We start from the raw sequence: 23,105 nt of genomic DNA on the forward strand, positions 1-23,105 counted from the left end.
GTGCCGGTCAGCCCGCCGTCCGGGTGTACCGGTCCGCGGGGCGGGCGAGCCCGAAGCGGTCGCGCAGGGTGCCGTCGTAGGGGGCGGGCGTCCAGGCGTCGCCGAGTGCGGGCAGCAGGCCGTCGACGATCTCGTCCACCCCGGACGGCAGCGCCAGCGGGACCAGCACGAACCCGTCGGCGGCGCGCTCCTCGGCGGCGTCGCGCAGCAGGGCCGCGAGCGCGGCCGGGTCGCCGACGTGGCGCAGCGTCGCCGGGGCGGGGTCGGCGTCGGCGGGGGCGAGTGCGTCGAGCTCGCGCAGCCGCGCGGCGGCGTCGTCGCCCAGCAGGGTCTCGACGTCGAGCAGCACGGTGACCTGCTCGGGGTCGCGCCCGGCGTCGGCGACGGCGGCACGGACCCGGTCCCGGGCCTCGGCGGCTCCGGCGACCGTGTCGGCCGCGACCCGGACGACGTCGGCGTAGCGGCCGACGGTCGCCAGCGCCTCGGTCTCGTCGCCGCGCAGCACGGTCAGGGGCTGCCCCTGCGGCGGGCGCGGTGTGATCGACGGACCGGTCACGGAGAAGAACTCGCCGGTGAAGTCGATGTGGTGGAGCCGGTCGCGGTCGACGAAGCGTCCGGTGGCGGCGTCGCGGATCTCGGCGTCGTCCTCCCAGGAGTCCCACAGCCGGGCGGCGACCTCGATGGCCTCGCCGGCCTCCCGCCAGAGGGAGGCCGCGTCGCGGTCGGCGCGCGCACGGCCGAACAGGTCGGCCTCGGCCTGCGTGCGCGACACGTCGGGCTGCCAGCCGGCCCGCCCGGTGGACACGAAGTCCAGGGTGGCGACGGCCTTGGACAGGTGGAACGGCTCGGTGTGGGTGACCGTCACCGTCGGCACGACCCCGATGCCGGGGACGGCGGGCGCGACCCGCGCGGCGACGGCGACGGCGTCGAGGGTGCCGGGCAGTGCGGCCGGGTCGGCACCGGGCGGCCGCAGCGAGTCGGGCAGCGCGACGAGGTCGAGGCCGCCGCGCGCCGCGGTGCGGACCAGGTCCAGGTGGTACGGGGCGGTGAACAGCCGGGCCGGGTCGGCGCCGCCGAGCCGCCACGCGCCGGGGTGGCGCCCCGCCGCTCCGAGTTCGACCGCCAGGTGCAGACGTCCGCTCACCGTGCCTCCGTCGCTCGAGATCAGCTCCTGGGAGGGCCAACCCGCCGCGGGCGCGGTCTGTTCCCGGCTACCCGGCGGCGCGCAGGTCCGCCTCGATCGCGGCGGCGCAGGCGCGCAGCTCGGGCAGGATGTCGGCGCGCAGGCCGTCGGCGTCGTTGCGGGAGGCGTGGGTGGAGACGTTCGCGGCCGCGACGACCCGCCCGGCTCGGTCGTGGACGGGCACCGCGACCGAGCGCAGCCCGGCCTCCAGCTCCTGGTCGACGACGCAGTGCCCGTCGGTGCGGACCCGGTCCAGCTCGGTGCGCAGCTGCTCCGGGGTCGAGACGGTGTGCGCGGTCAGCGCCGCCGGCTCCAGCGCGCCGAGGTAGGAGTCGAGGGTGGCGGGCGGGAGCGCGGCGAGCAGGACGCGGCCCATCGACGTCGCCCAGGCCGGGAAGCGGGTCCCGATGGTGATGGTGACGGTCATGATCCGCGAGGTGGGGACGCGGGCGACGTAGACGACGTCGTAGCCGGTGTGCGGGTCGCCGTCGAGGACCGACACCGACGCGGACTCGCGCACCGTGGCGACCAGGCGCTCCAGGTGCGGGGCCGCGATCTCGGGCAGGCCCATCGCGGACAGGTAGGACCAGCCGAGCTCCAGCACCCGCGGGGTGAGGGTGAACAGCCTGCCGTCGGTGCGGACGTAGCCCTCCTCGGCCAGGGTGAGCAGGAACCGGCGGGCCGCGGCGCGGGTGAGCCCGGTGGCACGGGCGACGTCGGCGAGGGTCTGCTGCGGGCGCTGCGCGTCGAAGGACCGGATGACGGCCAGCCCGCGGGCCAGCGAGCGGACCTGCTCGGTGCGCGGGGCGCCCACGTCCTCCGGGGTGCTCACGCCGGCCGTCCGGCGAGGACGGTGTCGACCAGGTCGGCGGCGTGCCCGGTGCCGTGGCCCTGGGCGCCCGCGGCGAGGTCGAGGTTGCGGGCCATCGCCTCGGGGTGCACCTGCAGCCCCTCCAGGCTCACCCGCAGCCGGGCCGCGGCGCCCGCGGTGACCCGCAGCAGCGCGACGAGCGTCTCCCACTCCGCGTGCCAGGCCCCGGCGGCACGCTGGAACTCCTGCTCGGCGCCGGCGAGCAGCGTCGCGACCAGGCCGGGGGCGCGCTTCGCGGCGCCACGGGCGGTGACGGCCGCGGCCGGGTTGCGCTTGTGCGGCATCGACGACGAGTCCCCCGGCGCGGACTCCGACACCTCGCCGAGCTCGGTGGCGGACAGCAGCACGACGTCGCCCGCGGGTTTGGCGCAGGCCCCGGCGGCGACGCCGAGCGCCCCGGCGAGCTCGCCGATGCGGCTGCGTTCGGTGTGCCACGGCACGCCCTGCGGGGCGAGCCCGAGCCGCGCGGCCAGCGCGTCGGCGACGGCCGGGCCGTGCGGGTGGACGGCCGCGAGGGTGCCCGCGGCGCCGCCGTAGGAGACCGGCAGCGCGGTGAGCACCCGGTCGAGGCCGGTGCGGGCCCGGTCCAGCCCGGTGCACCAGGTGCCGGCGACCAGGCCGAAGGTGGTGGGCAGCGCCTGCTGGCCGAGGGTGCGGGCGGCGCACGGGGTGTCGCGGTGGGTGGCGGCGAGCGCGGCCGCGGCGTCGGCGCAGGCGGTGAGGTCGGCGACGACGCGGTGCCCGGCCCGGCGGGTGAGCAGCATCAGCGCGGTGTCCATGACGTCCTGGCTGGTGGCGCCCGGATGCACCGCCCGCTCGGCACCGGGCTGGATCCGCGCCGCGGCCGCCTTGAGCCGCTTGACCAGCGGGATCACCGGGTTGCCGCCCTCGACCGACTCGGCGGCCAGCGCGTGCGGGTCGACGCCCGCGACGGCGGCGACGGCGCGTTCCACCGCGTCGGCGTCGTGCTCGGTGACCGCGCCCTGCTCGGCGGCGACCGCCGACAGCGCCAGCTCGACCTCCAGCAGGGCGGCGATCCACGCGCCGTCGTCGAGCAGGCCGTCGACCCGGTCGGTGCCGGACAGCGGCCCGAGCAGTGTGTTCGCCATGCGTACAAGCGTACGACCTGCGACCGTCGGGGAGAAGGGACGGCCGGGTCACCCGGGAGGCAGAATGACCCGACGTGCTGACCCACATCCTGCTCGACCTCGACGGCACCCTCGTCGACTCCGCCCCCGGCATCCTCGGCTCGATGCGCCGCGCGATCGACGAGGTGGGCCTGGACGTCCCCGAGTCCGCGCTCGGCACGCACCTGCTCGGCCCGCCGCTCTACCGCAGCCTGCCCCCGATCCTCGGCGACGAGGGCACCGCCGCCGTGCTGCCGGTGTACCGGCGCTTCTACGGCGACGAGGACGGCTGCCTGGACTGCACGCCCTACCCCGGCGTCCCGGACCTGCTGCGTGCCCTGTCCGCGGCCGGCGTGACGATGGCCCTGGCCACCAGCAAGGGCGAGACCTCGGCGCGCAAGATCCTCGCCCACCACGGCTGGACCGACCTGTTCACCGAGATCGTCGGCGACACCCGCGCCGCGGACCGGCCGACCAAGGGCGCCGTCGTCGCCGAGGCGCTGCGCCGGCTCGGGTCGCCCTCGGGTGCGGACGAGCCGCTGATGGTCGGCGACCGGCTGCACGACGTCGAGGGCGCCGCCGAGCACGGCCTGCGCTGCGTCGGGGCGGGCTGGGGCTACGCCGAGCCGGGCGAGCTGGAGGCCGCGGGCGCCACGACGGTGTACGCCTCCGCCGACGAGCTGCGGGCGGCACTGCTCGGCCACTGAGCTGCGACGTCCGGGTGAACCGGGCACCGACGGCCGCGCATCTGCGGCCGTCGGCAGGGGTCGTGTCCTCAGCTGAGGAGCGCTCCCGCGGGCCCGTCCGTTCGGGCCGTGCGCGTCGAACGGACGGGCCGATATACACCGGACATGACGGTCGCCGCGCTCTACCGCTATCCGGTCAAGTCGATGCTCGGGGAGTCCCTGACCCGGGCCACCATCACCGAACGAGGACTGCTGGGCGACCGCGCCTACGCGGTGCTCGACACGGAGACCGGGAGCATCGCCAGCGCCAAGGTGCCCAAGCGCTGGCTCGGTCTGCTCAGCTTCTCGGCCCGGTTCGTCGCCGAGCCGGTGACCGGGGAGCCGCTGCCGCCGGTCGAGATCACCTTCCCGGACGGCTCGGTCCTGCGCAGCGACGACGAGGGCCTGGACACCGCGCTGTCCGCCGCGCTCGGCCGGGACGTGTCGCTGATCTCGGTGCCGCCGGAGGGCAGCTACTTCGAGGAGCTGTGGCCCGACATCGAGGGCCTCACCCCGCAGCAGCTCGCGCCGCGCAAGCTCATCGAGGACACGACGACCCGGCACGAGGACTCCGGCGAGGTCATCAGCCGGTTCGACATCTCCGCGTTCGGGGCGCCGGGCACGTTCTTCGACCTGTCGTCGCTGCACGTCCTCACCGAGTCCACCCTCGACCGGCTCCGTGAGCTCGCGCCGGAGGCGACCTTCGACCCGCTGCGCTACCGGCCGAACATCGTGCTCCGCGCCGACTCCTCCCCCGACGGCGGCCCCGGCTTCGTCGAGAACGACTGGCCGGGCAGCACGTCGACGATCGGCGACGAGGCCCGCGTCACCTTCTCCTTCGCCACCATGCGGTGCGTCATGACGACGCTCGCCCAGGGCGACCTGCCTAACGACCCGGACACCCTGCGCACGATCGCGAAGAACAACCGCATCGAGATCCCGCAGGTCGGCGGGGTCTGGGCCTGTGCGGGCGTGTACGCCGAGGTCGCCGCGGGCGGGGAGATCGCCGTCGGGGACCCGCACACCGCCCCCGCCCCGGCCTGACCACCACCCGCCCGGCCCGGCCCTCCGCACGGACGCCGCACCCCCGGCGTCGCCGCGGGCTGGGCTGAGCCGCGGGGCGGTCGCCGAGATGCAGCTCAGCGGGGATGCGGGGCACCCCCGGCCCCGCTGAGCTGCATCTCGGCGCGGACGCCGCTCCGCATGGGTTCGCATAGCGAACGCTTGTGCGTCTGTCGTACGCCGCGTACCGTCGTCGGCGACGGAGGTGCGTGATGGACAAGGTGGTGGCATCCGCCGCGGACGCGGTCGCCGACATCGGCGACGGGGCGTCGCTCGCGGTCGGCGGGTTCGGCATGTCCGGGGTTCCGACGGTGCTGATCGCGGCGCTGCTGGAGCAGGGCGCGACGGACCTGGAGACGATCTCGAACAACCTGGGCGTCGACGGCTTCGGCCTCGGCACCCTGCTCGCCGCCGGGCGGATCCGGCGCACGATCGGCTCCTACGTCGGCAACAACAAGGAGTTCGCCCGCCAGTACCTGGCCGGCGAGCTGGAGCTGGAGCTGACCCCGCAGGGCACGCTCGCCGAGCGGCTGCGGGCCGGCGGCGCGGGCATCCCGGCGTTCTACACCCCGGCCGGGGTCGGGACGCTGGTCGCCGAGGGCGGGCTGCCCTGGCGCTACGCCTCCGACGGCTCGGTCGCCGTCGAGTCCCCGGCGAAGGAGACCCGCGAGTTCGACGGCGTGACCTACGTCCTCGAGCGCGCCCTCACCCCGGACTTCGCGCTGGTCCACGCCTGGAAGGGCGACCGGCACGGCAACCTGGTGTTCCGGCGCGCGGCGCGCAACTTCAACCCGGACTGCGCCGCGGCCGGGCGGACCACGATCGCCCAGGTCGAGCACCTGGTCGAGCCCGGGGAGATCGACCCCGACGCGGTGCACACCCCCGGCATCCACGTGCACCGCGTGCTGCACGTCCCCGGCGCCGAGAAGCCGGTCGAGTTCAGGACGGTGCGTTGACATGGCCCTCAACCGTGACGAGATGGCCGCCCGGGTCGCGGCCGAGCTGCCCGACGGCTCCTACGTCAACCTCGGCATCGGCATGCCGACCCTGGTGCCCGGGCACATCCCCGAGGGCCGGACGGTCGTCCTGCACTCGGAGAACGGGATCCTCGGCGTCGGCCCCTACCCCACCGACGACGAGGTCGACGCCGACCTCATCAACGCCGGCAAGGAGACCGTCACCGTCGCCGACGGCGCCGCCTTCTTCGGCTCGGCGGAGAGCTTCGGCCAGATCCGGGCCGGGAAGCTCGACGTCGCCGTCCTGGGCGGGATGGAGGTCGCCGCGAACGGCGACCTCGCGAACTGGGCGATCCCCGGCAAGATGATCAAGGGGATGGGCGGGGCGATGGACCTCGTCCACGGCGCGCGCTCGGTGATCGTGATGATGGACCACGTCTCCAAGGACGGGTCTCCCAAGATCGTCGAGCGGTGCTCGCTGCCGATCACCGGCCTGGGCTGCGTCACAAAGATCGTCACCGACCTGGCCGTGATCGACGTGACGCCGGACGGGCTCGAGCTGGTCGAGACCGCGCCCGGCGTCAGCGCCGACGAGGTGCGGGAGAAGACCGGCGCACCGCTGCGCTGACACCGCCCGCCGGGCGCACCCCCCTCGGTCGCGCCCGGCGGCGGCGCTGCCCTCAGGCGGGCTCGCCCGGCGTGACCGGCAGCCGGGACAGGCCCCGGACCAGCGTCGACTCGCGGTACTCGAGCTCGGACGGCTCGACGGCCAGCGCCAGGTCCGGCCGCTGGGCGATGAGCTTGCCGATCGCCACCCGGCCCTCGGTGCGCGCGAGCTGCGCGCCCAGGCAGAAGTGGATGCCGTGACCGAAGAACACCCCGGACGACGAGTCCCGGGTGATGTCGAGCCGCTCCGGGTCCTCCAGCCACTCCGGGTCCCGGTTCGCCGCGGCGAGCCCGAGCATGACGGTCGACCCGGCCGGGATGGTCACCCCGGAGTACTCGACGTCCTCGCTGGCGAACCGCATCGGGGCGTTCGAGACCGGGGACTCGAAGCGCAGGAACTCCTCCACCGCCGAGGTGATCAGCGACGGGTCGACCTGCAGCCGGGCGCGCTGCTCGGGGTGGGTCAGCAGGGCGAGCACGCCGTTGCCGATCAGGTTGACCGTGGTCTCGTGCCCGGCGATGAGCAGCAGCGTCGCCATCGCGACGAGCTCCTCGGACGACAGGCGGTCGCCGTCGGCGTCGCTGACGGCGAGCAGGCCGGACAGCAGGGCGTCGTCGGGCTCGGTGCGCTTGTGCTCGATCAGCTCGGCGAGGTAGCCGTTCAGGCTGCCCATCGCGGCGAACTTCTCCTCCTGCGGAGAGTCGTCGACCATCACCGACGACCACGCGGAGAACCTGTCGCGGTCCTCGGCCGGGACGCCCAGCAGCTCGCAGATGACCAGCACCGGGACGAGGAACGCGTACTGGCGCATGAGGTCGACGGGGCCCTCGGCGGGCAGCGCGTCGAGCAGCTCCTGGGTGATCTCCTCGACCCGGGGCTGCAGGTCGTTCATCCGCCGCACGGTGAACGAGCGGCCGACGAGCTTGCGCAGCCGGGTGTGGTCCGGCGGGTCCATCAGGATCATCATCGGGATCGGCGCGGCCGGCTGGCCCTCGCGCTGGTCGGCGGGGAGCGTGTACCGCCAGTCCTTGCTCAGCCGCGGGTCGACGAACGCCGCGCGGACATCGGCGTAGCGGCTGATCAGCCACGCCTTCCCGTCCGGCAGTGCGAGCTCCCGCACCGGCTCCTCGGTGCGCAGGGCCGCGTAGGCGGGGTGCGGGTCGGTCCAGAAGTCGCCCGAGAACAGGTCGTGCGTCTCGGTGCCGGTGGTGGTCAGCGCCATGGGGACCATGGTGCCAGCCATGGGTAAGCGACCGCTTACGTCAGTCGTGTGACCGAGCACACAGCGGGGTCGAGCCCGACGTCGGCCGGGGCCGGGTGGCCCAGGACGACCGACGCGGCCAGCGCCGCCAGCGCCGGGGCGGACTCGATGCCCGACCCGCCCTGCCCCGCGATGAAGAAGAAGCCCGGGTGCTCCGGGCGCGCGCCCAGCACCGGGGCACGGTCGGGGGCGAAGGTCCGCAGCCCCGCCCACGCGGTCCGGACCGACCGCAGCCCGAGCGTGGTCACCGAGCCCACCCGGTCCAGGGCGAGGGCGACGTCGAGCTCCTCGGGCCGCGCGTCGCCCGGCTCGGCCGGGGTCTCGTCGGCCGGGGAGACCAGCACGATGTCCGCCTCGGCCTTGAGGTACCAGCGCTCCGCGGCGTCGGCGATCATCGGCAGGACGGCACCGTCGACGGTGAGCACCGACGGGTCACCGACCGGGCAGGCGGCGATCGTGCGCCGGTACGGGGTCAACCCGGCGCCGGGCACACCGGCCAGCGCCGCCACCGCGTCGGCCCAGGCCCCGGCCGCATCGACGACCACTCCCGCCCGCACCCGGTGCCCGGCGGTCGTCGTCGCGCTCCAGCCGGAGCCGTCCCGGTCCAGCGCGGCCACCCGGGCGCCGCGCAGCACGGTGCCGCCGCGGGCGCGCAGCCCGCGCCGATAGCCGTCGTGCAGGGCCGCGGTGTCGACGTCGCAGGCACCGGCGGTCCACGCGGCCGCACGCGGGGCACGGCGCAGCACCGGCGCGCGTCGCCACGCCTGCGCGGGGTCCAGGGCGACCGGGGCGCCGGACTCGCCGTGCTGCTCGCGCAGCGTCGTGGCGAGACGGTCGGCGGCCTGCTCGTCGTCGGCGAGGTGCAGGACCGGGCGCGGGGACAGCAGCGGCGGCGTCCCGAGCTGCTCGGGCAGCGCGGCGAACCGCGGCCCGGAGGCGTCGATCAGCGCGCGGAACGGGCCGGAGCCGTGACCGGGGATGTAGGTGGCGGCCGAGCGGGCGGTGGAGTGGACCGGCAGGTCCTGCTCGGCCTCGGTCAGCACGACGCGGGCGTGCGCGGCCAGCTCCCACGCGACCGACACCCCGGCGATGCCGCCGCCGACCACCAGCACGTCCGCCGTCTCCATGCCCGCGACGATAGGTCGGCGGCACCGGGGAAAACCGGTGGCCCCGGCCCGGGCGGTCGTCGTAGCGTCGCCGCCATGCTGATCCGGTTCCTCTGAGCGGCCCGCGGAGTCGACCTCCGCGCCCCCGCCGCCGGCCCGTGACGTCCACCGGGCCCGGAACCGTCGCCGCCCTCGTGCGGCCCTTCCGGCGTCCCCGCGCGTCACCGGCCCTCCGCACCCGGTCCGAGTCCGACCCGATGCTCCGAGGAGGTCGTATGCCCACGACCCGCCACACCCCTGTCCCCACCGCCGACACCGGTCCCGCCGGGGCGCCCACGCCCGCCAACCGCGCCGAGCGGCGCGCGGCGAAGCGCGGCCGGTCCGGCGCCCCGGGCGGCCCGGCGGTACCGCGCACGGCGGGGCCGGCCCCGCAGGCCCGCCCGGCCCACGTCCGCACGGACTTCGCCGCCCGCCGCAGCGGCTGAGGGCACGGGCACGATCACGGATCGGGCACCGGGGACGTCGGCAGGCGACCCTCCGCGTGCCCGATCCGTGATCACTCCCGGCAGTGCGGCCCGGTGCGGGGGCGACGTGGAAGGCTGGACGCCGTGACCGTCACCGTCTGGTGGGCCGCCCCGGCCGATCCCGGCGACCGCGCCGACCTCGTCGCGCTGCTGGACGCCCATGAACGCGAGCGGCTCCGCGCACTGCGCAGGCCCGAGGACCGCGCCCGCTACCTCGCCGCGCACGCCCTGGCCCGGCTCGTGCTCGCCGAGCGGCTCGACGCCGACCCCGCCGCGCTCGTCCTGGACCGGACCTGTCGCTGCGGGGAGCCGCACGGCAAGCCGCGCCTGGCCGGGCGCGGCGACGACCCCGGCTTCTCGCTGACCCACTCCGGCGCGCTGGTCGGCGTCGCGGTCGGGACCGGCCCGGTCGGCGTCGACGTCGAGGCGCACCGCCCGCTGTCCGGCCTCGACGGCCTGGTCCGGCACGCCCTCTCCCCCGCCGAGCTCGCCGCGGGCACGCCCGACGGCACCGGGTTCCTGGTCACCTGGACCCGCAAGGAGGCGCTGCTCAAGGCCACCGGCGAGGGCCTGTCGAGCCCGATGGACGCGATCACGCTGTCCCCGCCGCACGCCCCGGCCCGGGTGCTGGGCTGGACCGGCACCGGCGGGAGCTGGTGGGTCGCCGACGTCGCCACCGGTCTCGACGACCACCCGGGCGCCGTCGCCGGGGCGGGACCGGTGGCCCCGGCCGTCGCCGTCGCCGACGGCGACGCGGTCCTGTCGGTGCGCCGGGGCACGATGCACGGGTGATGGTGAGGTGACCGCGGCGGCCGACCGCTGGGTGCTGCATCTGGACATGGACGCGTTCTTCGCCTCCGTCGAGCAGCTGACCCGGCCCACGCTGGCCGACCGGCCGGTCCTGGTCGGCGGCGCAGGGCCGCGCGGCGTCGTCGCGGGGGCGAGCTACCAGGCGCGGGTGTTCGGGGCCCGCTCGGCGATGCCGATGGGCCAGGCGCGGCGGCGCTGCCCGCACGCGACCGTCCTGCCGCCCCGGTTCTCGCTGTACAAGGCGCTGTCCGAGGAGGTCATGGCCGTCCTCGGCGAGTTCTCCCCGGTGCTCGAGCCGGTGTCGGTCGACGAGGCGTTCGTGGAGCCGCCCGACCTCGTGGGGGCCTCCCCGGACCGGGTGCGGGAGTGGGGCACCCGGCTGCGCGGCGCGGTGCGCGAGCGCACCGGGCTGCCCGCCTCGGTGGGTGCCGGGTCGGGCAAGCAGGTCGCGAAGATCGCCTCCGAGCTGGCCAAGCCGGACGGGCTGCGGGTGATCGCCCACGCCGAGCAGGCCGCCGTGCTCGACCCGCTGCCGGTGCGGTCGCTGTGGGGCATCGGGCCGGTCTCCGGCGAGGCGCTGCGGAAGATCGGGATCGAGACGATCGGACAGCTCGCCGCGATGGACGCCCGCGAGGTCGCCGGAGTGCTGGGCGGCGCCGTCGGGTCCGAGCTGCACCGACTGGCCCGCGGCATCGACGACCGTCCGGTCGCCCCGCGCGGCGCGGCCAAGCAGATCAGCGCGGAGACGACCTTCGACGCCGACCTGACCGCGATGAGCGCGGTGCACACCGCGGTGGAGTCGATCTGCGTCGCCGTGCACCGGCGCCTGGTCGCCGACGGCCGGACCGCCCGCACCGTCACGGTGAAGGCGCGGACCGGGGACTTCACCACCCACACCCGCTCCGAGACCACCCCCTTCGGGACCCGGGACCTGGCGACCCTGGTCGCGGTGGCCCGGCGGCTGGCCGAGGGCGCCGTCGGCGAGGGCGGGGTGCGGCTGCTGGGGGTGTCGGTGTCCGGCTTCGGCGACGAGCCGCCACTGGCGCTGTTCGACGCGGTGCCCTCGGAGAGCGGGTGGACGACGGCCCCGGCCTCCGACTCCCCGCCCGCGCCCGCCGGCCCGGCCGCCGCGGCGGGGGTGACCGTGCTCGACGCACCCCCGGAGAGCGACGCAGCCACCGGGACCGGCGCGACCGTGGAGCCCGGCGACGTGCCCGGCCCGCTCCGCCCGGACCGGCCCGACCGCGAACCCGACCCGGACCGGCCCTGGCGCGCCGGCGACGACGTCGCCCACCCCGAGCACGGCCACGGCTGGGTCCAGGGCGCCGGGCACGGGCGGGTCACCGTGCGGTTCGAGACCGCGCTCACCGGCCCCGGACGCACCCGCACGCTCGACGCCGCCGACCCGGACCTCACCCGGGCCGACCCGCTGGGCAGCTGGCGGGCCTGAGCCCGGGCCCCGTGCGGGCTCAGCCGATCAGCGGGCTGCGGTGCGGCGGTGCGACGCGGCTGCCCTCGGCGACCCGGGCGCGCAGCGCGGGGGCGGTGCGGGCCAGCCCGTCGAGGACGGCGCCGAGCGCGGCGTCGCCCGCGGGGTCGCCCCCGACCAGCAGCACCGCGGCTCCGGCGGGCCCGGCGGCGGCCCAGGCCCCGATCCGGGCGACGGCGTCGCGCGGTGTGACCGGCTCGACCCGCCACGCCTCGGCGTAGAACAGGGCGGTCGACTCGGCCTGCGGGAAGGCGAAGACCGTCTCGGCCTCGGCCAGCAGGTCGTGCGCACCCGGGCGGGGCGCGTCGTCGCCGGACGGGTCGGTACCGAGCACCACCAGGTCGTGGCTCATCGCATGTCCTCCTCGAGGGTCCGCGCCCTCACCAGTGGGAATCCGCGACGACGGGCAGTGTCCTGGCTCCCGGATCGGCACGCCCTCCCCGGCCTTCCCCCCCTCGCGGGCGGTGGCGCCGGTGCGGGGAGGGCACTCCCCGGTGACAGTGGCGGGACCGCGCCGGACTCGCACCGGCTTCCTGTTCCGTCGTCGGCCGGGAGCCCATCACGCGACCGGGTTAGCGGTCAACAGTCCCCCGCCCGGCCACTCCCCGCAGATGGTCGAGCAGGTCGTGCTCGGCCAGCGTCCCGAGCAGCGGCCCGTCCGGCCCCTCCCGCACGGGCAGCGCGGCGCCCCGGTGTGCGGCGAGCACCCCGAGGACGTCGTGCACGGAGCCGTCCGGGTCCAGGGCGGGCAGCTCCGGGTCGGGCGTCGTGCCGTCGGCGGGGCGCATCACCTGGGCGACGACGACCCGGCGCAGCGCCTCGTCGGTCGGGGTGTCGGCGGCGAGGTCGATCCCGCGTCGCAGCAGCTTGAGCGTGTAGATGTTGTCCCGCGACACCAGGTTGGACAGGCCGGTGGCCAGGACGACGGCGGCCATCAGCGGCAGGATCAGGGCGTAGTCGCCGGTGAGCTCGAACACGATGAGCACCGCGGTGATCGGGGCGTGCGCGGCCCCCGCGAACACCGCCGCCATGCCGACCAGGCCGAACGCGCCGGGGTGCAGGTCGAGCGCCGGGAACAGGGCCGCGGCGGCGTAGCCGAAGGCGGTCCCGGCGGTGCCGCCGACGAACAGCGACGGCGCGAAGACGCCGCCGGACCCGCCTATGCCGATGGTGAGGCTGGAGGCGAGGATCTTCCCGACGACGAGCAGGAGCAGGAACCCGACGACGTACCGGCCGCCGATCGCGGCCTCCAGCACCGGGTAGCCCACGCCGTACATCTGGGGCAGCGCCAGCAGCAGCGCGCCGAGCAGCAGCCCGCCGACGGCCGGGCGCAGCCACTCCGGGCCGCGCCAGACGGCGTCGCAGGCGTCCTCGACGGCGTAGAGGATGCGGGCGAAGGCCCAGCCCAGCAGCCCCGCGAGCAGCCCCAGCAGCGCGTAGAGCGGCAGCTGGGCGGGGCTGCCCAGGTCGAAGTGCGGCAGGGTCAGGATCGCGCGGTCCCCGGCGATCACCTCGGCGACGACGTTCGCGACCACCGAGCTGATCACCAGCACGCCGAAGGCCTCGGCGCTGAACGACCGCAGGATCAGCTCCAGGCCGAACACCACCCCGGAGATCGGGGCGTCGAACGTCGCGGAGATGCCGCCCGCGGCGCCGCAGGCGACCATCAGGACCAGCCGGGTGGCGGGCACCCGCAGCCACTGCCCGATGGCCGAGCCGAGCGCGGAGCCGATCTGCACGATCGGGCCCTCCCGGCCGACGGAGCCGCCGGTGCCGATGCAGATCCCCGACGCGAGCGCCTTCACCGCGGCGACGGTGGCCGGGATCCGCCCGCCCCGGCGCGCGACGGCGAGCATCACCTCCGGCACCCCGTGCCCGCGGGCCTCCGGCGCGAACCGCTGGACCAGCGGGCCGTACACCAGGCCGCCGAGCACCGGGGCGACGAGCAGGAACCAGACCCCCAGCCCGGGCAGGTGCGGCGAGGCGACCCGGCCGGCGTCGGAGAAGTCCTCCCGGCCGGTGACCAGCCAGGTCACGCCGAGGATCAGCTCGTGGAACAGCACCGACCCGATGCCGGCGCCGATCCCGATGACCGTCGCCAGGCCGACGAGCCCCGGCCGGGTGCCGACGAGCGCGCGGTGCAGCGCGCGGACCGCGGTCACCGGGCACCGTCCTCGGCGGGCACGGGCGCGACGGCCCAGTCGGTCTCGCCGACCTCGCCCGCGGCCTCGGCGAAGCGGCGCAGCGCGTCGCGGACCGCGGTGCGCTCGGCGGCGGGCAGCGTCGCGAGCAGCCGGTGCATCTCGGCCCGACGCAGCCGGGTGACCTCGTCGACCAGCGCCCGCCCGGCCGGGCTGAGCGCGACGGCGACCTCGCGGCGGTCGTCGCCGGTGCGGGTGCGCGCGACGAGGCCGCGGCTCACCAGCCGGTCGCACATCCGGGTCGCCGTCGACGCCGACACGGTCAGCGCCGTGGCCAGGTCGGCCGGGCGCCGGGTGCCGTGCTGGGCCAGCACGACCAGCGCGCGGTACTGCGGCAGGGTCACCTCGCCCGCCGTCCCGCCGGCCTGCTCCCCCGCGGCGGCCAGGGATCCGGCCACCACGGAGAGCATCGCCCGGCTCGCGGTCATCACCGCGTCGACGACGTCATCGATCTCGTCCGTCACGCCACCGATCGTTGCACATTGCAAACTTGCAGTGTGCAACGAGTCGTCGGGGTCACCCCCCGACGGGCGCCTGCAGCCCCGCGACGGGCCCGATCACGACGATCGCCGGCGGGCTGATCTCCTGCTCGGTCGCCACCTGCTCGGCGGTCTCCAGCGTCGCGCGGACCGACCGCTCGATGCGGGTGGTGCCGTCCTGCACGATCAGCACCGGGGTGTCGGCCGGGCGGCCGTTGGAGATCAGCGCCTCGGCGAACTTCCCGAGCCGCTCCACGGCCATCATCAGCACGATCGTGCCGGTCATCCGGCCCAGCGCGGTCCAGTCGGTGAGGCTGCGCGGGTCACCCGGCGCGACGTGCCCGGACACGACGACGATCTCGTGCGCGACCCCGCGGTGGCTCACCGGCGTCCCGGCGACGGCCGGTGCGGCGAAGGCGCTGGTGATGCCCGGGACGACGGTCACCGGCACCCCCGCCGCGGCGCACGCCTGGACCTCTTCGAACCCCCGGCCGTAGACGAACGGGTCACCGCCCTTGAGGCGGACCACGAACTTCCCGGCCCTGGCGTGGGAGATGAGCAGCTCGTTGATCCGCTCCTGGGCCATGGCGCGGCCGTAGGGGATCTTCGAGGCGTCGATGACCTCGACCTCGGCGGACAGCTCGTCGAGGATGTCGCGCGGGCCGAGCCGGTCGGCGACGACGACCTCGGCGCGGGACAGCAGCCGCCGTCCGCGCACCGTGATCAGCTCCGGGTCGCCGGGGCCGCCACCGACCAGCGCGACACCGGCCTGCGGGGGCGCGGCCGACTCGTCGACGACGCCGGCGGCCAGTGCCTCGACCAGCGCGGTGCGCACGGCCGCGGACCGCCGGTGCGCGCCCCGGGCCAGCACGCCGACGGTGAGCCCGTCGTAGCCGCCGGTGGCGGGGGTGACCGCGGTGCCCTTGTCGCCGTCGTCGGCGCGGACGCAGAACACGCGGTCCCGCTCGGCCTCGGCGACGACGGCGGCGTTGGTCGCGGCCTCGTCGGTGGCCGCGATCGCGTACCAGGCGCCGGCGAGGTCGCCGTCGGTCCAGCGGCGGGCCGTCCAGCTGATCTCCCCGGCCGAGGCCATGCCCTCGACCGCCGGGGTGACCTCGGGCGAGACGACCTCGACGACCGCTCCCGCGGCGATCAGGCGGGCGACACGCCGCTGGGCGACCTGTCCCCCACCGACGACGACGGCCCGGCGGCCGGCCAGGTCCAGCCCGACCAGGTACTGCTCGTGGTGCGCGTTCAACGACGTTCCTCTCCCGGACTCCGACGCCCGGCGGTGGCAGCGGTTCCCTGCGCGGGGCCCCCGCTCGACGGCGACGCCGGACGATAGCCGGACCCGCATGTTTCGGAGGAGACCCCGGAGGGCAATCCCACATCCGCCGATCGGGCGGCCACGGCGACCGTGACGCCCTGACCAGCGGTCTTACCGACGATCAGGTGGGCACCGTCGCCGGCGGCGAGCAGTGCGGCGGCCTCTGCGACCGATGAGGTCCCGACGGCCGCAGCGACCCGGGCATCCGGCCGCGGCACCGCGACCGTGGCCAGCGCGGCGGCCGCGAACCCGTGCGGCTCCCGCGGTGCGACGGCCGCCCGCAGCCCCGGTTCCGACACCCGCCGGTCCAGGGTGGCGACGACGGCGTCGCCGAGCTCCAGCCCGTGCGCGGCGGCGACCCGGTCCAGCAGCGCGCGCACCGCGGCCTCGGAGGTGCCCGGCCGCAGCCCCACCCCGACGGTGATCACCGGTTGTGGAGCGGAGCGCTCGGCACGCGGACGCTCCGCTCCACAACCGGTGATCATGCGAGCGTGGCCGGGACGCCGAGGCGGGCCGCCGCGACGAACCGGGCGACGGCGCCGGGCACACCGGCCGGATGGGTGTGCAGGAACGACGCGTGCACCCGGGCGTCGACGTAGCCCTCCGGCTCGCCGCCGCGCCACGCCCAGGCGGGGGCGGCCCCGGCCCGTGGGGTGACCGCGCACCGGTGGAACTCGTGCGCCCCGGCCCGCTCGCCCGCCGCGAACAGCGGCGACGCCGACACCGCGACCGCGTCGCGGTAGCCGAGGGTGAGCCGCGGGGTCATCCCCGCCGACGCGTCGAGGACCCCGCACATCGGCGTCCCGTCGAGGTCGCGGCACAGGTACAGCAGCCCCCCGCACTCGGCGTGCACCGGCGCCCCGGACGCGGCCAGCGCGGCGACCTGCGCCCGCAGCGGCGCGTTGTCCCCGAGCGCGCCGACGTGCTCCTCGGGGAAGCCGCCGGGCAGCACGAGCGCGGCCGTGCCCGCCGGGAGCGCCGGGTCGCGCAGCGGGTCGAAGGTCACGACGTCGGCACCGGCCGCGGTGAGCAGCTCGGCGTGCTCGGCGTAGCCGAACCCGAAGGCCGGGCCCCCCGCGAGCGCGACCACCGGACGTCCCGGGACCGGGTCCGCCCCGAGCTCGGCCGCCGGGTCCCAGACGGGGCCGTCGGGCAGCGGGCGGGCGAGGGCGAGGACGGCGTCGAGGTCCACGTGCTCGGCGACGAGCGCGGCCATCGCGTCCACCGCGGCGGTCGCGGCGGCGCCGTGCTCGGCGGCGGTGACCAGGCCCAGGTGCCGCGAGGGCACCGCCAGCTCGGCCCGGCGCGGGACCGCGCCCAGCACCGGGAGCCCGACCTCCTCGGCCGCGGCCCGGCAGACCTGCGCGTGCCGGTCGGACCCGACCCGGTTCAGGATCAAGCCCGCGACCTGCACGGAGTCGTCGAACGAGCGGAAACCGTGCAGCAGTGCGGCCAGCGACCGGGACTGCCCCCGCACGTCGACGACCAGCACCACCGGCGCCCCCAGGGCCGCCGCGACCTGCGCGGTGGACCCGGCGCCGTCGGCGATGCGGCCGTCGAACAGCCCCATCACCCCCTCGACGACGGCGACGTCGGCGTCCCGGGCGCCGTGCCGGGCCAGCGGCGCGAGCCGGTCGGCGCCCTGCAGGACGACGTCGAGGTTCCGGCCCGGGCGGCCCGCGGCGAGGGTGTGGTAGCCGGGGTCGATGTAGTCCGGCCCGATCTTGAACGGCGCGACCCGGGTGCCGCGCCGCGACAGCGCGGCCATCAGCCCGGTCGCGACCGTGGTCTTCCCGCTCCCCGACGACGGCGCCGCGACGACCAGCGCGCGGGCCGTGGTCACCACTCGATCCCCCGCTGGCCCTTCTGTCCGGCGTCCATCGGGTGCTTGACCTTCGTGGTCTCCATGACCAGGTCGGCGGCCTCGACCAGGGCCGGCGGGGCGTCCCGGCCGGTGATGATCACGTGCTGCTGCCCGGGCCGGTTGACCAGCACGTCGACGACCTCGTCGACGTCGATCCAGCCCCACTTCAGCGGGTAGGTGAACTCGTCGAGCACGTAGACGCGGTGCGCCTCGGTCTCGATCCGGCGGCGGATCTCGGCCCAGCCCTCGGCGGCGTCGGCGGCGTGGTCGGTCTCGGTGCCGGCCTTGCGCGACCAGGACCAGCCCGAGCCCATCTTGTGCCACTCGACGGGCCCGCCCTGGCCGGTCCGCTCGTGGACCTCGCCCAGGGCGCGGAACGCCTCCTCCTCGCCGACCTTCCACTTCGCGGACTTGACGAACTGGAACACCCCGATCGACCAGCCCTGGTTCCAGCCGCGCAGCGCCATCCCGAACGCGGCGGTCGACTTCCCCTTCATCACCCCGGTGTGCACCACCAGCAGCGGCCGGTTGCGACGCTGGCGGGTGGTGAGCCCGTCGGTGGGCGTGACGGACACCTGTCCCTGCGGCACGGTGGTCTCCTCTCAGGCGGCGCGGGCGGACCGGGTCTCCCGGACCAGGTCGCCCACGCTGTCGGCGGTCAGCTCGTCGAGGGTCACCAGCTCGCCGCCCGCGGCGGCGGCGAGCGGCGCGGCGAGCCCGAGGCGGACGTGGCCCGCCTCGCAGTCGACGACGACGGTGTGCACCCCGTCCGCGGCGAGCAGCCCGGCGGCGCGGCGGGAGTCGGCGACGGGGTCCCCGCCGTCGCGGGCGGCGACGGTGGCCCGCCCGTCGGTGAGCAGCACGACCAGCGGGCGGCGGCGCGGGTCGCGGCGGCGCTCGGCGTCGAGCACGGCGCGGGCCTTGAGCAGGCCACCGGCCAGCGGGGTCCGCCCGCCGGTGCGCAGCCGGGACAGGCGCTGCTGGGCGGTCGGCACCGACGACGTCGGCGGCAGCGCCAGCTCCGCCTCCCGGGCCCGGAAGGTGACCAGCCCGACCTTGTCCCGCCGCTGGTAGGCGTCGCGGAGCAGACCCAGCACGGCCCCCGAGACGGCGGTCATCCGCTTGCGCGCGGCCATCGAGCCGGACGCGTCGACGACGAACAGCACCAGGTTCCCCTCGCGGCCCTCCCGCTCGGCGCGGCGCAGGTCGTCGCGGTGGACCAGCAGGCCCGGCCCGCGGCGACCGCGCCCGGCCTGGTGCGGCGCGGCGGCGAGCACGGTCGCGGGCAGGTGCAGGTCCGCGGCACGGGTGGTCCCGGCCCCGGACGGCCGGACGATGCGACCGGCGTCGGTGCGGGCCCGCGAGCGGCGGCCCGGTGCGCCCGCGCCCAGCCCGGGGACGGTGAACTTGCGGACCGTCGCCCGGTGCAGCCGCGCGGCGTCCCCGACGACGACGGCCCGGCCGTCCCCGCCGTCGCCGCCGGTCGGGGCCTCGGCGGTCTCCGGGGCCCGGTCGTCGCCCGGCGCCGCCGGGTCGGTGCCGTCGTCCCCGCCGTCGGTGCCGTCGGCACCGTCCGAGCCGGGCGCCTCGGCGCGCTCACCGGCGCCGGTCCCGCCGTCGCCGCGCGGGTCGCCGCCCGCGGGGGGCGTGTCCCCGGTCCCGTCGGCGCCCTCGGGCTCCTCGCCGGCGTCGGGGCCGTCCGGGCCGTCCTGCGGCTCGGCCGGGTCGTCGGGGCCGGGGCCGCCGGGGTCCGGGTCGTCGTCGGGGTCCGGGTCGTCCTCGGGGCCCAGGTGGTCCTCGGCGTCGGCGAGCGCGCGGTCCAGCTCGGCCGGGTCCAGGCCGGGCTCGTCGAACGGGTCGCGACGACGGCGGTGCGGCAGCGCGAGCCGGGCGGCGACGCGCACGTCGTCGGCGGTCACCGCGTCGCGGCCCTCCCAGGCGGCGTGCGCGGCCGCGGCCCGGGTGATGACCAGGTCGGCGCGCATGCCGTCGACGTCGAACCGGGCGCACACGAACGCGATCCGCCGCAGCTCCCGGTCGCTCACCGCGACGGAGGAGACGTGGGCCTGTGCGGCGCGGAGCCGGGCTGCGGTCGCGGTCTCGTCCGGGGCGAAGCGGGCGACGAACCCGGCCGGGTCGTCCTCGAACGCCATCCGCCGCCGGGTCACCTCGACCCGGGTGTCGACGTCGCGGCTGGCCCGCACCTCCACGGTCAGCCCGAACCGGTCGAGCAGCTGCGGGCGCAGCTCGCCCTCCTCCGGGTTCATCGTGCCGACCAGCAGGAAGCGGGCCGCGTGCGAGACGGAGACGCCGTCGCGCTCGACGTGCGCGCGGCCCATCGCGGCGGCGTCGAGCAGCAGGTCGACGAGGTGGTCGTGCAGGAGGTTGACCTCGTCGACGTAGAGCACCCCGCGGTGGGCGTCGGCGAGCAGGCCGGGCTGGTAGGCACGGCGGCCCTCGGACAGCGCCTTCTCCAGGTCGAGCGAGCCGACCAGGCGGTCCTCGGTCGCGCCGACGGGCAGCTCGACCAGCCGGGCCGGGCGACGCCCGCCCGCCGCGCCCGCCGGGTGCGGGCCGTCCGGGCAGGACGGGTCCGGCGCGGCGGGGTCGCAGGCGAACCGGCAGGCGTCGACGACCTCGTGCGAGGGCAGCAGCGCGGCCAGCGCGCGCACCGCCGTGGACTTCGCGGTGCCCTTCTCCCCGCGCACCAGGACACCGCCGACACCCGGGTGCACGGCGTTGAGCAGCAGCGCCAGCCGCAGGTCGTCGTGGCCGACGACGGCGGAGAACGGGAAACGGGGAGGTCCGGCGGCGGGGGCGGTGCTCGTGCTCACGCGGGTGAGGCTGCCAGACCGGAGGTCAGCACCGGGAGGTCCGGCGGCGCACCGTGTCCGATCACATGTTCAAGTGACGACGTGTCGAGGTGGTGTTCGACCAGGTCGGCCAGCAGATCCACCTGCCGGGTGCGCTCGGCCGCGAACGACGTGTCCTGTGCCACCACGAACCCGGTCCGTCCTGCCTCTTCGGCGAGGCGGGTGAGCAGCAGCCGCCGGAAGCCGTCGTTCTCGGCGAGGCCGTGCCAGTGCGTGCCCAGGACGTGGCCGCGGTCGCTGCCCTCGTCCCCGATCAGGCCGGGGTCGCCGGAGCGCACGACGCGGCCGTGGTGGATCTCGTAGCCGGTGACGGTCTCGCCCCACGCCGTCGCGGTGGGGGTGGCGAGGTGCTTGACCGGGTCGAACGCGATCTCCAGGTCCAGCAGACCCAGCCCGGCGACGGTCGTGCCGGGAGCGGCCTCGGCGCCGTCCGGGTCGCAGACGGTGTGCCCGAGCATCTGGTAGCCGCCGCAGATCCCCAGCACCGGGCGCCCGGCCGCGGCGTGCGCGCGCACCGCGTCGGCCATCCCGGACGCCCGCAGCCAGGCCAGGTCCGACACGGTCGCCTTGGTCCCGGGCAGCACGACGACGTCGGTGTCGGCGATCCGCGACGGCTCGGTCACGTACCGCACGGCGACGCCCGGTTCGCAGGCCAGCGCCTCGGCATCGGTGGCGTTGGAGATCCGCGGGAACCGGACGACGGCGACCCGCAGCCACTGCCCGCCGCGTGGCGGGGCCGGGTGCCCGAGCACCCCGTCGGCGACGGCCGAGAGCGAGTCCTCGGCGTCGAGCCAGAGTCCCTCGGCGAAGGGCAGTACGCCCAGCGTCGGCCGCCCGGTGAGCTCGCGCAGCCGGTCGAGGCCGGGTTCGAGCAGGCGGGGGTCCCCGCGGAACTTGTTGATCACGAAGCCGGCGATCAGCGCCTGGTCCGCCGGGTCGAGCACGGCGAGGGTGCCGAACAGGTGCGCGAGCACCCCGCCGCGGTCGATGTCGCCGACGACCAGCACCGGCAGGTCGTTGCGCCGGGCGAAGCCCATGTTGGCGAGGTCGGTGGCCCGCAGGTTGATCTCCGCGGGCGAGCCCGCTCCTTCGCAGACCACGACGTCGTGGCGGGCGCGCAGCCGGGCCAGGGAGTCGGCGACGACGTCGGACAGCGCCGCGGTGCGGTGCCGGTAGGACAGCGCCGACACCTGGCCGTCGGCGCGGCCGCGCACCACGACCTGCGAGGTCCGGTCCCCGCCGGGCTTGAGCAGCACCGGGTTCAGGTCGACCGAGGGGGCGATGCCGCTGGCGAAGGCCTGCATCGCCTGCGCGCGGCCGATCTCGCCGCCGTCCGGGGTGACGACCGAGTTGTTGCTCATGTTCTGCGCCTTGAACGGCGCCACCGAGACGCCGCGCCGGTGCAGCCACCGGCAGATACCGGCGACGACGGCGCTCTTGCCCGCGTCCGACGTCGTCCCCGCGACGAGGACCGCTCCCTGAACCACCACGGCGGGAAGTATCGCCCCGGCGGGACCGTCCGCGGGCGCGGCTACCCTGGGCGGCGTGCGTTTCCTGCTGCGTCCCGGGTGGATCGCGTTCGTCGTTGCGGTGCTGGCCTTCGCCGTCGCCTGCTACACGCTGCTCGCGCCGTGGCAGTTCGACCGTGAGTCCGAGCGCTCGGCGCAGAGCCGGGCCATCGCCACCGCCGACGCGACCCCCGCCGTCGGGTTCGACACGCTCGTCCCGCCGGGTACGGCGATCGGCGCCGACGACCAGTGGCGTCGGGTCACCCTGGCCGGCACCTTCGACCGTGCCGCGGAGACCCTGGTCCGCCTGCGGGTCGTCGACGGCGCGCCCGCCTTCGAGGTGCTGACGCCGCTGCGGCTCACCGACGGCCGGACCGTCGTGGTGAACCGGGGGTCGGTCCCGGCCGCGGACCGGGGCGCCGTGCCCGACTACGCCGCCGCGCCCGCCGGCCCGGTGACGATCGAGGGCAGGCTGCGCCTGGACGAGACCGACCCGCAGGGCCGCCCGCCGCTGATCGAGAACGGCACCCGCCAGGTCTACGTGTCCGACTCCCGCTCGGTCGCCGCCGCCACCGGCCTGACCCCGGTCGAGGGCGTCGTCGTGCTGGAGGCCGGCCAGCCCGGCGTGCTGGACCCGATCCCGGTCGAGCCGGTCGGGGGCGGAGCGCCGTTCAGCAACTTCTCCTACGCCCTGCAGTGGCTGACCTTCGGCGCTGTCGCCCTGGTCGCCCTGGTCCTGTTCATCCGGCTGGAGCTGTTGCAGCGCAACGGGAAGCGCGAGAAGGCGGGCAGCTTGCGGGACCAGCTCTCCGGCCGCGACGGCTTCGGCGACGAGCCCGTCCCCGCCGACCGTGCCGACGACAGCGCCCCCGGCACCACCCGCGACGCCGCCGCCGGGTCCGGTCCGGGCTCGGGCTGACCCCACGCCGCGCCGCACCCGTCGCGGGCCGCCGCCCTGCACGGTCCCGAGGTGCCACGTGAGTGCGCGGCGCCGGGCGCTCGGCTCATCGCGCCGGAGTACCGCGCGCCGGAGCCGCTCACCGCGGGTGCAGGTCCTCTCCGCCCCTTCGCC

22 protein-coding genes and 1 riboswitch are annotated in these 23,105 nt (G+C 76.6%); of the genes, 8 read left to right on the forward strand and 14 right to left on the reverse strand.

Annotation, left to right across the window (positions count from 1 at the left end; all coding sequences use genetic code 11):
- Window positions 1–7: 7 nt before the first annotated feature.
- The 3 genes from KPL60_RS15465 to KPL60_RS15475 form a co-directional block, all read right to left on the reverse strand.
- Window positions 8–1,144 (reverse strand): LLM class flavin-dependent oxidoreductase, encoded by a 1,137-nt coding sequence (locus KPL60_RS15465; protein ID WP_226357834.1) that lies wholly within the window; start codon window positions 1,142–1,144, stop codon window positions 8–10.
- Window positions 1,145–1,211: 67 nt separating this feature from the next.
- Complete coding sequence (locus tag KPL60_RS15470) at window positions 1,212–2,015, reverse strand: IclR family transcriptional regulator C-terminal domain-containing protein (RefSeq protein ID WP_226357835.1); 804 nt, start codon at window positions 2,013–2,015, stop codon at window positions 1,212–1,214.
- The gene (locus tag KPL60_RS15475) at window positions 2,012–3,163 is read right to left on the reverse strand and encodes a lyase family protein (RefSeq protein WP_226366258.1); all 1,152 of its coding nucleotides are present in this window, start codon (window positions 3,161–3,163) and stop codon (window positions 2,012–2,014) included. Before KPL60_RS15475 ends, KPL60_RS15470 begins: the two co-directional genes overlap by 4 nt.
- A gap of 74 nt (window positions 3,164–3,237) precedes the next feature.
- Between KPL60_RS15475 and KPL60_RS15480 the strand changes: the two genes are divergently transcribed.
- From KPL60_RS15480 to KPL60_RS15495, 4 genes are all read left to right on the forward strand, one after another.
- Complete coding sequence (locus KPL60_RS15480; RefSeq protein WP_226366259.1) at window positions 3,238–3,888, forward strand: HAD hydrolase-like protein; 651 nt, start codon at window positions 3,238–3,240, stop codon at window positions 3,886–3,888.
- 144 nt (window positions 3,889–4,032) lie between these two features.
- Complete coding sequence (locus tag KPL60_RS15485; protein WP_226366260.1) at window positions 4,033–4,950, forward strand: MOSC domain-containing protein; 918 nt, start codon at window positions 4,033–4,035, stop codon at window positions 4,948–4,950.
- 230 nt (window positions 4,951–5,180) lie between these two features.
- Window positions 5,181–5,924: a CoA transferase subunit A gene (locus KPL60_RS15490; RefSeq protein WP_226357839.1), complete on the forward strand. Its 744-nt coding sequence runs from the start codon at window positions 5,181–5,183 to the stop codon at window positions 5,922–5,924.
- Window position 5,925: 1 nt separating this feature from the next.
- Window positions 5,926–6,552 (forward strand): 3-oxoacid CoA-transferase subunit B, encoded by a 627-nt coding sequence (locus KPL60_RS15495; RefSeq protein WP_226357840.1) that lies wholly within the window; start codon window positions 5,926–5,928, stop codon window positions 6,550–6,552.
- Window positions 6,553–6,604: 52 nt separating this feature from the next.
- On the opposite strand, the gene KPL60_RS15500 is transcribed toward KPL60_RS15495, so the two are convergent.
- On the reverse strand, window positions 6,605–7,813 hold the full coding sequence (locus tag KPL60_RS15500) for a cytochrome P450 (RefSeq protein ID WP_226366261.1): 1,209 nt from the start codon (window positions 7,811–7,813) through the stop codon (window positions 6,605–6,607).
- A gap of 35 nt (window positions 7,814–7,848) precedes the next feature.
- Entirely contained in the window at window positions 7,849–8,979 is a 1,131-nt protein-coding gene (locus tag KPL60_RS15505; protein WP_226366262.1) for an FAD-binding oxidoreductase, read from the reverse strand.
- Window positions 8,980–9,233: 254 nt separating this feature from the next.
- On the opposite strand from KPL60_RS15505, the gene KPL60_RS15510 reads away from it, so the two are divergent.
- The 3 genes from KPL60_RS15510 to KPL60_RS15520 all read left to right on the forward strand — a co-directional run bounded on the left by KPL60_RS15510 (window position 9,234) and on the right by KPL60_RS15520 (window position 11,742).
- Window positions 9,234–9,443 (forward strand): hypothetical protein, encoded by a 210-nt coding sequence (locus tag KPL60_RS15510; protein WP_226357843.1) that lies wholly within the window; start codon window positions 9,234–9,236, stop codon window positions 9,441–9,443.
- 123 nt (window positions 9,444–9,566) lie between these two features.
- Window positions 9,567–10,274 carry a 4'-phosphopantetheinyl transferase superfamily protein gene (locus KPL60_RS15515; protein WP_226366263.1) on the forward strand — a complete coding sequence of 236 codons (708 nt, stop codon included), beginning with the start codon at window positions 9,567–9,569 and terminating at the stop codon, window positions 10,272–10,274.
- A 46-nt stretch (window positions 10,275–10,320) separates the two neighbouring features.
- Entirely contained in the window at window positions 10,321–11,742 is a 1,422-nt protein-coding gene (locus tag KPL60_RS15520) for a DNA polymerase IV (protein ID WP_374228712.1), read from the forward strand.
- 19 nt (window positions 11,743–11,761) lie between these two features.
- On the opposite strand, the gene KPL60_RS15525 is transcribed toward KPL60_RS15520, so the two are convergent.
- From KPL60_RS15525 to KPL60_RS15565, 9 genes are all read right to left on the reverse strand, one after another.
- The gene (locus tag KPL60_RS15525) at window positions 11,762–12,133 is read right to left on the reverse strand and encodes a hypothetical protein (protein WP_226357846.1); all 372 of its coding nucleotides are present in this window, start codon (window positions 12,131–12,133) and stop codon (window positions 11,762–11,764) included.
- A 34-nt stretch (window positions 12,134–12,167) separates the two neighbouring features.
- Window positions 12,168–12,357: riboswitch (cobalamin riboswitch) on the reverse strand.
- Complete coding sequence (locus KPL60_RS15530; RefSeq protein WP_226366265.1) at window positions 12,354–13,943, reverse strand: chloride channel protein; 1,590 nt, start codon at window positions 13,941–13,943, stop codon at window positions 12,354–12,356. (Overlaps the previous riboswitch by 4 nt.)
- On the reverse strand, window positions 13,940–14,446 hold the full coding sequence (locus KPL60_RS15535; RefSeq protein ID WP_178372855.1) for a MarR family winged helix-turn-helix transcriptional regulator: 507 nt from the start codon (window positions 14,444–14,446) through the stop codon (window positions 13,940–13,942). The genes KPL60_RS15530 and KPL60_RS15535 overlap by 4 nt, the downstream gene beginning before the upstream one ends.
- Window positions 14,447–14,498: 52 nt before the next feature.
- The gene (gene cobA / locus KPL60_RS15540; RefSeq protein ID WP_226366266.1) at window positions 14,499–15,719 is read right to left on the reverse strand and encodes a uroporphyrinogen-III C-methyltransferase; all 1,221 of its coding nucleotides are present in this window, start codon (window positions 15,717–15,719) and stop codon (window positions 14,499–14,501) included.
- Window positions 15,716–16,273: a cobalamin biosynthesis protein gene (locus KPL60_RS15545; RefSeq protein WP_226366267.1), complete on the reverse strand. Its 558-nt coding sequence runs from the start codon at window positions 16,271–16,273 to the stop codon at window positions 15,716–15,718. The genes cobA and KPL60_RS15545 overlap by 4 nt, the downstream gene beginning before the upstream one ends.
- Entirely contained in the window at window positions 16,270–17,634 is a 1,365-nt protein-coding gene (locus KPL60_RS15550) for a cobyrinate a,c-diamide synthase (RefSeq protein WP_226366268.1), read from the reverse strand. The genes KPL60_RS15545 and KPL60_RS15550 overlap by 4 nt, the downstream gene beginning before the upstream one ends.
- Entirely contained in the window at window positions 17,628–18,242 is a 615-nt protein-coding gene (gene cobO, locus KPL60_RS15555; protein WP_226357851.1) for a cob(I)yrinic acid a,c-diamide adenosyltransferase, read from the reverse strand. The genes KPL60_RS15550 and cobO overlap by 7 nt, the downstream gene beginning before the upstream one ends.
- Before the next feature lie 12 nt (window positions 18,243–18,254).
- Window positions 18,255–20,486 (reverse strand): putative cobaltochelatase, encoded by a 2,232-nt coding sequence (locus KPL60_RS15560; protein WP_226366269.1) that lies wholly within the window; start codon window positions 20,484–20,486, stop codon window positions 18,255–18,257.
- Window positions 20,483–22,012, reverse strand: a complete 1,530-nt coding sequence (locus tag KPL60_RS15565; protein ID WP_226366601.1) for a cobyric acid synthase — start codon at window positions 22,010–22,012, stop codon at window positions 20,483–20,485. The genes KPL60_RS15560 and KPL60_RS15565 overlap by 4 nt, the downstream gene beginning before the upstream one ends.
- A gap of 58 nt (window positions 22,013–22,070) precedes the next feature.
- Here KPL60_RS15565 and KPL60_RS15570 point away from each other — a divergent pair, with 58 nt between their 5' ends.
- Window positions 22,071–22,952: an SURF1 family protein gene (locus tag KPL60_RS15570; RefSeq protein WP_226366270.1), complete on the forward strand. Its 882-nt coding sequence runs from the start codon at window positions 22,071–22,073 to the stop codon at window positions 22,950–22,952.
- Window positions 22,953–23,105 lie beyond the last annotated feature (153 nt).

It is taken from the genome of Pseudonocardia sp. ICBG162 (genome assembly GCF_020496225.1).
Classification (GTDB): domain Bacteria; phylum Actinomycetota; class Actinomycetes; order Mycobacteriales; family Pseudonocardiaceae; genus Pseudonocardia; species Pseudonocardia alni.

Excerpts from the sequence above, each read along its gene's own strand:
- KPL60_RS15510 (WP_226357843.1), top strand. The coding sequence starts at position 9,234 with ATGCCCACGACCCGCCACACCCCTGTCCCCACCGCCGACACCGGTCCC.
- KPL60_RS15475 (WP_226366258.1), bottom strand. The coding sequence starts at position 3,163 with ATGGCGAACACACTGCTCGGGCCGCTGTCCGGCACCGACCGGGTCGAC.
- KPL60_RS15495 (WP_226357840.1), top strand. The coding sequence starts at position 5,926 with ATGGCCCTCAACCGTGACGAGATGGCCGCCCGGGTCGCGGCCGAGCTG.
- KPL60_RS15505 (WP_226366262.1), bottom strand. The coding sequence starts at position 8,979 with ATGGAGACGGCGGACGTGCTGGTGGTCGGCGGCGGCATCGCCGGGGTG.
- KPL60_RS15520 (WP_374228712.1), top strand. The coding sequence starts at position 10,321 with ATGGACGCGTTCTTCGCCTCCGTCGAGCAGCTGACCCGGCCCACGCTG.
- KPL60_RS15525 (WP_226357846.1), bottom strand. The coding sequence starts at position 12,133 with ATGAGCCACGACCTGGTGGTGCTCGGTACCGACCCGTCCGGCGACGAC.
- KPL60_RS15545 (WP_226366267.1), bottom strand. The coding sequence starts at position 16,273 with ATGATCACCGGTTGTGGAGCGGAGCGTCCGCGTGCCGAGCGCTCCGCT.
- KPL60_RS15490 (WP_226357839.1), top strand. The coding sequence starts at position 5,181 with ATGGACAAGGTGGTGGCATCCGCCGCGGACGCGGTCGCCGACATCGGC.
- KPL60_RS15485 (WP_226366260.1), top strand. The coding sequence starts at position 4,033 with ATGACGGTCGCCGCGCTCTACCGCTATCCGGTCAAGTCGATGCTCGGG.
- KPL60_RS15500 (WP_226366261.1), bottom strand. The coding sequence starts at position 7,813 with ATGGCGCTGACCACCACCGGCACCGAGACGCACGACCTGTTCTCGGGC.